Here is a 1,599-nt window from a genome sequence, read left to right as displayed (position 1 = left end):
TTGTGATTTTATAAAAAATAAGGTGGATTGAAGTATAAAAAATTTTTCTATTGTATCTAATCAGTAGTTTTTTGTATTTCATCCTTCGTTTTTTGTAACTGATTCCATGTTTTTGACGCTCTATCTTGTAAGTGCTTACATAAACAAAAACATCTTATACAATGAAGGTGTCAAATCAAAAGAGGTGACCAAAATGAACATAAAAAAAGTAAATTTAGCGAATAGCATTGAAATAGAAAGAGGAGGCGGAAAGGTATGAAAAAATCAACTGTTAATCCATGGCTTGTTGTCCTTGGCACAGTTATAGTACAAATGGGGCTTGGGACGATATATACATGGAGTTTATTCAATCAGCCTTTAGTTAGTAAATATGGTTGGAGTCTTAACGCTGTTGCGATAACTTTCTCAATTACTAGTCTTTCTTTAGCATTTTCAACTTTATTTGCGAGTAAATTGCAAGAAAAATGGGGACTTCGTAAACTTATTATGATAGCTGGATTAGCATTAGGACTAGGATTAATACTTAGTTCACAAGCATCCTCACTAATATTACTTTATGTACTAGCGGGAGTTGTTGTAGGTTATGCAGATGGTACAGCATATATCACTTCACTATCAAATTTAATAAAGTGGTTTCCAGAGCGTAAAGGTTTAATTGCTGGTATTTCTGTCTCTGCATATGGTTCAGGTAGCTTAATCTTTAAATACGTTAACGCACAGTTGATTGAATCAGTTGGTGTATCCCAAGCATTTATATACTGGGGTTTAATTGTTACAGCTATGATTGTAATTGGTGCTTGTTTAATCCATCAAGCTGCAGATCAAGGAGCAGTTCATGAAACAAAAACTGAGGAATACACAACGAAAGAAATGTTAGGCACAAAACAAGTATACTTATTATTTATCATGTTATTTACATCATGTATGAGTGGCTTATACTTAATTGGTATGGTAAAAGACATTGGTGTTCAACTTGTAGGACTTAGCGCAGCAACAGCAGCTAATGCGGTGGCTATGGTTGCAATCTTCAATACATTAGGTCGTATCATTTTAGGACCGTTATCGGATAAAATTGGGCGTTTAAAAATCGTTACTGGTACTTTTGTTGTTATGGCGAGTTCAGTCTTAGTTCTAAGTTTTGTAGATTTAAATTATGGTATTTACTTCGTATGTGTAGCAAGTGTAGCGTTTTGCTTTGGTGGAAATATCACTATTTTCCCAGCTATTGTTGGTGATTTCTTCGGTATGAAAAACCATAGTAAGAACTACGGAATTGTGTATCAAGGATTTGGATTTGGGGCGCTTGCAGGTTCCTTTATCGGTGCACTTCTAGGTGGATTCAAACCAACGTTCATGGTAATAGGTGTATTATGTGTCGTGTCATTCATTATCGCAATTTTAATTCAAGCACCTAAGCAGAAAAAAGAAAAAGAAGAAGAGTATCGCAGCGTAGCATAAGTATATAAATCTTCTATAACAATATGATTACGAAAAAGCATCCTATTCTATTAATTAGGATGCTTTTTTTATGAGTTATTTTAACAAGGTTAAATTACTTTTATGATTTTCATAGATGTAAAAGTGAGTGAAATGCCTATT

Annotated in this window: 1 protein-coding gene; it reads left to right on the top strand. The window is 33.7% G+C overall.

Annotated elements, in window-relative coordinates; genetic code table 11:
• Positions 1–255: 255 nt before the first annotated feature.
• Positions 256–1,458: an L-lactate MFS transporter gene (locus ABWK52_RS21990; protein WP_000750126.1), complete on the top strand. Its 1,203-nt coding sequence runs from the start codon at positions 256–258 to the stop codon at positions 1,456–1,458.
• The last annotated feature ends 141 nt before the right edge of the window (positions 1,459–1,599 follow it).

Origin of the sequence: Bacillus sp. AP50 (genome assembly GCF_040492675.1) — a bacterium.
Classification (GTDB): Bacteria; Bacillota; Bacilli; order Bacillales; family Bacillaceae_G; genus Bacillus_A; species Bacillus_A cereus.
This window is presented reverse-complemented; position numbering and strand designations above follow the sequence as displayed.

What these genes read in the sequence shown, in the direction of transcription:
- ABWK52_RS21990 (WP_000750126.1), top strand. Translation starts at nt 256, where the DNA reads ATGAAAAAATCAACTGTTAATCCATGGCTTGTTGTCCTTGGCACAGTT.